Raw genomic sequence first — 855 nt, 5'->3', positions numbered from 1 at the left:
AGGCTAGGCGACTATCAATAAGAGGAGCATGTTTTACCGTAAGTAAGCAAAGATATCTGGAGATAAAACTTTTTCCAAGTATTTGTCCGTTGATTGCATCTTCGTTCGAAAAGTAAATACTAAGNTTCTCGTTGGAAACAACTAAGGAAGTGATAGCAAAGCGAGAGCGAAGCAAAGCTCGACTTAGCAGATGGTAAAAACCAGCTAGTGTGCATATCAAGCAGATAGAAACTTTTAGCGGCAGATAAATTTCGTGAGTAAGGCTAAGAAAAATAGCCGCGGCATACGGGAGCAAAATTACTCCCGCAAGTAACTTGGACGGTATAAACTGAACTTTAGTCTGGCTGAACACGGTCAAGAATAATCTTAACTATGCGAGCGTGATCCGGGTCTTCTGGTGCTCCGTTACGCATAAACCAAGCAAAAAGATCGGGGTCTTCACAATCTAATAAGTTTCTAAAACGGGCTTGGTCATCTTCAGGAAGAGTAGAGTAGGCCTCTTTCAAGAATGGCACTAACAGCACATCAAGTTCGAGCATTCCTCGGCGGCTATGCCAAAACAATCGGTTGAATTCAGCCCTTTTCGTTTCATCGAGCTGGCTTGTTTCTTGGGTGTCATTTGCTGAGTTTTGCGAAGGCTGATCCGACATTGAGTTATCCAATTGTTTGCAGAGGCTGCATTATAGTGCTTGCTTTGGGTACACTCAAGAACAGAGCGTCGTTGTGGTGTAAGATATAAGCTGAATGACTCCGGCTACGCATCGCCGTGGTTAATTAGTGTATATTTAACTGAATAATGAATTTAGAGGCTTATTGATGTCTTGGCAGGTCTACATGATCCGAACATCCTGTGGA

Annotated in this window: 1 protein-coding gene; it reads right to left on the bottom strand. The window is 42.9% G+C overall.

Features of this window, described 5'->3' with window-relative positions; genetic code table 11:
- Positions 1 to 335 precede the first annotated feature (335 nt).
- Complete coding sequence (locus A3756_RS26250; protein ID WP_082865225.1) at positions 336 to 650, bottom strand: succinate dehydrogenase assembly factor 2; 315 nt, start codon at positions 648 to 650, stop codon at positions 336 to 338.
- Between the last annotated feature and the right edge of the window lie 205 nt (positions 651 to 855).

The organism is Oleiphilus sp. HI0086, assembly GCF_001635225.1.
Note: the sequence above shows the minus strand (reverse complement) of the source record. Positions and strands in the feature narration are given on the sequence as shown.